The following is a 6,239-nucleotide window of genomic DNA, read 5'->3' on the forward strand; positions in this document are numbered from 1 at the left end:
GATTAGAATAGAAAGGAAGATTTTCGCATGATTTTAATGATTGATAACTACGACTCGTTTACGTACAACCTTGTGCAATACCTCGGAGAAATGGGAGAAGAACTCGAAGTACGGCGTAACGACCAAATTACGGTGGAGGAGATCGCCCAATTAAATCCGGACGTCCTGATGATTTCCCCGGGACCCTGCAGTCCGGATGAGGCGGGGGTCAGCGTCGAAGCGATACGCCGCTTTGCCGGAGAAATCCCGATTTTTGGGGTGTGTCTGGGCCATCAGGCGATTGCGCAGGCCTTTGGCGGCGATGTTGTACGGGCGGAGCGGCTGATGCACGGAAAAACGTCGGAGATCCACCATGACGGTGTAAGTATTTATACCGATCTCCCTAATCCATTAACAGCTACAAGGTACCACTCGTTAATAGTGAAAAGAGAAACGCTGCCGGACTGCTTTGACATTACCTCTGAAACGGAAGCCGGAGAGATTATGGGGATCCGTCACCGGGCGCTTCCTGTGGAAGGCGTGCAGTTTCATCCCGAATCGATTATGACCGGTGAAGGAAAACAGATGCTCAAGCGCTTTGTGGACCGGCACCGGCAGTCAGAAGAGGTGCTGTAGCATTGTATGTATATATAGACGGGGAGATAAAGAAGGCGGGCGAAGCTCGTCTTTCTGTATTTGATCATGGTTTTATGTATGGCCTTGGCTTGTTTGAGACGTTTCGGGTGTATAATGGGCATCCGTTTTTGCTGAACGCTCATATGGAAAGACTCGAAGCCAGCGCAGAAGAGCTCGGCATTGTCTTTCGCTATGAACGCGAAATGGTCATGGAAGAAATTCAGCAGCTGCTCGATGCCAACGGGCTGCACAATGCCTATGTACGCTACAACGTCTCTGCAGGGCCCGGGGATCTGGGGCTTCAAACAACACCCTACCTTGATCCGGTTATTGTTATTTACATGAAGCCGCTTCCGGCAGCGGGAGCGGAACCTATTCAAAAGGACGCCTTGTGGCTCCAGCTGAGACGGAACAGCCCGGAAGGACGGGAGCGCATGAAGTCCCATCATTATATGAACAACTGGCTTGCCAAGCAGGAAATGAAAGACCGGCCGGAAGCGGAAGGTATTTTCCTCAACGAACAAGGATATGCTGCTGAAGGAGTGGTGTCCAATATTTTCTGGCGCAGGGGAAATACTTTGTATACGCCGGCAGTGGACACAGGTATTTTAAACGGCATTACACGTCAATTTGTGATACAGTTAGCACATGAAAATGACTACATCGTGGAGAAAGGTTACTTTCTCCCGCAGGATATAGAAGCAGCAGAAGAAATGTTCGTCACGAACTCTATTCAGGAAATTGCACTCGTACGTGCCCTTGAAGATCGTTATTTTCCGAGCTGTTCAGCGGCCCAGCTGCTGCACAGCCGCTACCGGGAAGAAAGAGAGACAAAATAACAGCTGGCACGACAGGGAGGAGAGAAAATGCGTAATCAGGTAATGCGATGGAAAAGCTGGGAGCTTGATTTTTCCAAAAAAACGTTTGTCATGGGAATTTTAAACGTGACGCCGGATTCTTTTTCTGACGGAGGCCGGTACAGCGAGGTGGAGCGGGCTGTCGTGCAGGCAGAAAAGCTGGTGGAGGACGGAGCGGATATTATCGATATCGGCGGGGAATCAACCCGCCCAGGGGCAACATTTGTAGAAGCAGAAGAAGAGCAGCGGCGGATCCTTCCGGTACTCGAAGCCCTGAGGGGACGGATAGGCGTGCCTGTCAGTGTGGACACCTACAAAGCCTCCACGGCCGAGGCAGCTCTCAGAGCCGGAGCGGACATCATTAACGATGTATGGGGAGCGAAAGCAGATCCCGATATGGCCCGGATAGCAGCTGAATACGATGTGCCGATAATTTTAATGCATAACCGTGATAATACGGAGTACGAGGATTTGATGCCTGACATGATTCAGGACGTTTATGAAAGCATAGCTATCTGCGACCGGGCCGGGGTCAAAGCAGACCGCATTATTCTGGATCCAGGCATTGGCTTTGCAAAAACCTATGAGCAGAATCTGGAAGCTATGCGGAAAATGGATCAGTTTACGTCGCTTTCGTACCCTGTGCTTCTTGGCAGTTCCCGTAAATCGCTCATATCAAAAACACTTGAGCTTCCAGCTCATGACCGTGTGGAAGGCACAGGTGCGACGGTGAGCCTCGGTATTGAACGCGGGTGCGATATCGTCCGTGTGCATGAGGTAAAAGAAATGACGCGCGTAGCCCGGATGATGGACGCTATGCTTGGAGTAAGAAAGGAGCATTCGGTTGGATAAAATTCATTTGCAGGGAATGGAGTTTTACGCTTATCACGGGGTGTTTGAAGAAGAAAACAGGCTAGGCCAGCGGTTTCGTGTGAATTTAATATTGGAAGCTGATTTAAAGCCGGCCGCTGCTAAAGATGATGTAGAAAAAAGCGTCAATTATGCCGAAGCATTTGAAGCGGTTAAAGAGGCAGTGGAAAATCAAACGTACCGTCTGGTAGAAACGATTGCTGAAAAGATTGCGGAAACAATATTTGAGCGTTTTAATATTGTGGAGCAGCTTCACGTGAAAGTGATTAAGCCGGATCCGCCCATCCCCGGCCATTATGATCACGTCGCCATCGAGATGACCAGGGTTCGTCCATAATGCCCCAGGTTTTTATTGCGCTGGGTTCGAACCTTGGGAAGCGGGAAGAGTATTTAAAGCGGGCGGTTCTGAGTATGAAGCAGGAAGAAAAGATGAAGCTGACAAAGCTTTCACCGGTGTATGAAACCGCGCCGGTGGGAGTGACCGATCAGCCGCATTTTCTGAACATGGTTTCTGAATGGAATACTGATTACGGACCGGAGGAACTGTTGGAGAGGCTTCACCGGATTGAGCATGAACTTGAGCGCATACGTGAAGAACGGTGGGGACCGAGGACAGTGGACCTTGACATTCTTATCTATGATGAAGAAAATATGAACAAGGAGCATTTAATTATTCCGCACCCCCGGTTAACTGAGCGGGCGTTTGTGCTGGTGCCGTTTTTTGATATTGCCCCGGACCGTTTTGTTCACGAGGACAGGACGGTTCGTTGGTATGTGAAAAAACTCCCGGAGAAGGAACGGGCCGAGGTAGTCTACTGGGGCGATCTGTTAATAGAAGAAGACGCGTGAAAATAAAGACAACACATAGGAGGTTGCTGTGGTGTTAAAAATTCGTGACATAGAAATGAATAACCCGGTGGTGCTTGCTCCGATGGCGGGAGTCAGCAACCCTGCTTTCCGACTGATTGCGAAGGAATTTGGGGCAGGCCTGGTGTGCGCAGAAATGGTAAGCGACAAGGCAATACTGCACGAAAATGAAAAATCGATGCGGATGCTCTACGTGGATGAAAGGGAAAAACCGCTCAGTCTCCAGATTTTCGGCGGAGACCAAGAAACGATGGCTGGAGCTGCTGAAGTAGTGGATCAGCATACAAATGCAGATATCATTGATATAAATATGGGCTGTCCTGTCCCGAAAATCACTAAGTGTGATGCAGGGGCCAAGTGGCTGCTTGACCCGGACAAAATTTATCAAATGGTAAAAGCAGCTGTGAGCGCAGTAGATAAGCCCGTAACGGTGAAAATGCGGATGGGCTGGGACGACGAGCATATACTGGCTGTGGAGAACGCCCAGGCTATTGAAGCAGCTGGTGGTGAAGGCGTTGCGGTACACGGGCGCACCCGGGTGCAGATGTATGAAGGCGTGGCGAACTGGGACATACTGAAGGAAGTAAAAGACTCAGTGAATATTCCGGTAATTGGCAATGGGGACGTATCTACCCCTCAGGATGCCCGGGCGATGCTTGATACAACTGGAGTGGATGGGGTCATGATTGGCCGTGCTGCTCTCGGGGACCCTTGGATGTTCTACCGCACGGTCCAGTATTTGGAGACAGGAAAGCTTGTGGAAGAAGAACCGACTCCGAAGGAAAAAATGGATGTATGCATCGTGCATATGGACCGTTTGATAGAGTTGAAAGGCGAAGACGTAGCTGTAAGGGAAATGCGCAAGCACGTGGCCTGGTATCTGAAGGGAATGCACGGAGGTTCTAAGGTACGGGGCAGAGTAAATGAATTGAATACACGCGATGAAGTGGCGGAAACACTATATAATTTTGTCGGTTCTACGGAAGCTCCCAGTATGGCATAAGTATTTGTACTAAGAGCGGCTTCTTCCAGGGAAGCCGCTCTGTTTATGACTGCCGGAATAAAAATGGAAGCAAAAGGTATTTATATAGAAGGAAAATTAAAACGATCTAAAGGGGAGACTACTATGAGCCAGGATCAAGAGCTGAACGACCAGTTCCGTGTACGGCGGGAAAAAAGAGAAGCATTGATTAACGAAGGGAGAAATCCTTTTGGGCAACGCTTCGCGCGTACGTATGATTCAAAAACCATGCACCGGGAGTTCGACGCTTTCTCTAAAGAAGAGCTAAGTGAAAAAAATACGGATATTACGATTGCAGGACGCATGGTTACTAAGCGGGGAAAAGGAAAAGCGGGGTTTGCACACCTGCAGGACCTTGAAGGGCAGATCCAGATTTACGTGCGGAAAGACGAAGTCGGCGACGAAGCGTACGAAGGCTTTAAGGATATGGATATCGGAGACATTGTTGGGGTGCGGGGCCGTGCATTTAAAACAAATGTAGGGGAATTATCTGTGCGGGCAACAGAAGTAACGCTTTTAACAAAGGCTCTTCGCCCACTGCCTGATAAATACCACGGACTTCAGGATATTGAGCAGCGCTACCGTCAGCGTTATTTAGATCTTATTGCGAATCCGGAAGTAAAAGACACGTTTATCATGCGGAGTAAAATTATCCAATCTATGAGAAATCATTTGAACCGCCAGGGTTTTTTGGAAGTGGAAACACCGATGCTGCATACGATACCGGGCGGAGCATCTGCGCGGCCGTTTGTTACTCATCACAATGCCCTGGACATGGAGCTTTATATTCGTATTGCAATTGAATTGCATCTAAAGCGACTCATTGTCGGAGGCATGGAAAAGGTCTATGAAATTGGACGTGTCTTCCGTAATGAAGGAATTTCGACCCGCCACAACCCCGAATTTACTATGATGGAATTGTATGAAGCTTTTGGAGACTATGAAGATATTATGGATTTGACCGAAAGCTTAATCGTGCAGATTGCGGAAGACGTGCTCGGGAGCACGACTCTTCAATATGGGGAAGAGCAGATTGAACTCGGCAACCAGTGGAAAAGAATGCACATTGTAGACGCTGTTAAAGAAGAAACTGGTGTGGATTTCTGGCAAGAAATGAGTGACGAAGAAGCGAGAGCGCTAGCTAAAGAACATAATGTGCCTATCCGGGAAACGATGTCCTTCGGTCATGTGGTTAACGAATTTTTTGAGCACTTTGTTGAAGAGAAACTAATTCAGCCTACATTTGTGTATGGGCATCCGCTCGCTATTTCTCCACTTGCGAAGAAAAACGAAAAAGATCCCAGATTTACAGACCGTTTTGAGTTATTTATTGTAGGGCGTGAGCATGCAAACGCCTTTAGTGAATTAAACGACCCTGTAGATCAGCGGGAGCGTTTCGAAAAACAGGTGGAAGAAAGAGAAGCCGGAGATGAAGAAGCTCACATGATGGACTATGATTATCTTGAAGCAATGGAATACGGACTCCCACCAACGGGAGGGCTCGGAATAGGCATTGACCGGCTGGTTATGCTGCTGACGAACTCTGCTTCTATCAGAGATGTGCTCTTGTTTCCGCAAATGCGGAGCCAGGCTCCCCACGAAGAGTAGATAGTTTTTTGCCGGCTTTCTGACTCGAAAGCCGGCATTTATATAAAAAATTAAAAGAAAATATAAAAATGGGTTGCGTACAAATAAGAAACGATGATATATTATTTTTTGTCGCCGTAACGAAAGCGGCAAGCTGCTTAGGCAGTTGAAAAAAAGTTATTGACTTATTAACACTGCGGTGTTAACATATAAAAGTCGCAAAAATAACGACAGATTGTTCTTTGAAAAGGAAAGACAAGCCAGAGCCCCAATTAAAAGCAACACTTTTTTAGGGCATCACTGATGCCACAGCATCAAACTTTTTACGGAGAGTTTGATCCTGGCTCAGGACGAACGCTGGCGGCGTGCCTAATACATGCAAGTCGAGCGCGGGAAGCCGGCGGACTCCTTCGGGAGGAAAC

The 6,239-nt window shown here is 48.2% G+C and carries 7 protein-coding genes and 1 rRNA gene; all 8 read left to right on the forward strand.

What is annotated here, in order from left to right; translation table 11 throughout:
- Positions 1–27: 27 nt before the first annotated feature.
- A complete protein-coding gene (pabA, locus tag CHL76_RS13995) occupies positions 28–615 on the forward strand; it encodes an aminodeoxychorismate/anthranilate synthase component II (protein WP_094908859.1) in 588 nt (195 codons plus the stop codon).
- A 2-nt stretch (positions 616–617) separates the two neighbouring features.
- Complete coding sequence (gene pabC, locus CHL76_RS14000; RefSeq protein ID WP_094908860.1) at positions 618–1,454, forward strand: aminodeoxychorismate lyase; 837 nt, start codon at positions 618–620, stop codon at positions 1,452–1,454.
- 27 nt (positions 1,455–1,481) lie between these two features.
- Positions 1,482–2,324 (forward strand): dihydropteroate synthase, encoded by an 843-nt coding sequence (folP, locus tag CHL76_RS14005; protein WP_094908861.1) that lies wholly within the window; start codon positions 1,482–1,484, stop codon positions 2,322–2,324.
- Entirely contained in the window at positions 2,317–2,679 is a 363-nt protein-coding gene (gene folB, locus CHL76_RS14010; protein ID WP_079474379.1) for a dihydroneopterin aldolase, read from the forward strand. The genes folP and folB overlap by 8 nt, the downstream gene beginning before the upstream one ends.
- Positions 2,679–3,191: a 2-amino-4-hydroxy-6-hydroxymethyldihydropteridine diphosphokinase gene (gene folK / locus CHL76_RS14015; protein WP_094908862.1), complete on the forward strand. Its 513-nt coding sequence runs from the start codon at positions 2,679–2,681 to the stop codon at positions 3,189–3,191. The genes folB and folK overlap by 1 nt, the downstream gene beginning before the upstream one ends.
- A 31-nt stretch (positions 3,192–3,222) precedes the next feature.
- The gene (gene dusB, locus CHL76_RS14020) at positions 3,223–4,212 is read left to right on the forward strand and encodes a tRNA dihydrouridine synthase DusB (protein WP_094908863.1); all 990 of its coding nucleotides are present in this window, start codon (positions 3,223–3,225) and stop codon (positions 4,210–4,212) included.
- Between the two features lie 123 nt (positions 4,213–4,335).
- Entirely contained in the window at positions 4,336–5,838 is a 1,503-nt protein-coding gene (lysS, locus tag CHL76_RS14025) for a lysine--tRNA ligase (protein ID WP_079475032.1), read from the forward strand.
- Between the two features lie 301 nt (positions 5,839–6,139).
- Positions 6,140–6,239, forward strand: a 16S ribosomal RNA gene (locus CHL76_RS14030); the annotation flags it as partial.

The sequence above is a fragment of the Marinococcus halophilus genome (assembly GCF_002265875.1).
In the GTDB taxonomy this organism is placed as follows: domain Bacteria; phylum Bacillota; class Bacilli; order Bacillales; family Marinococcaceae; genus Marinococcus; species Marinococcus halophilus.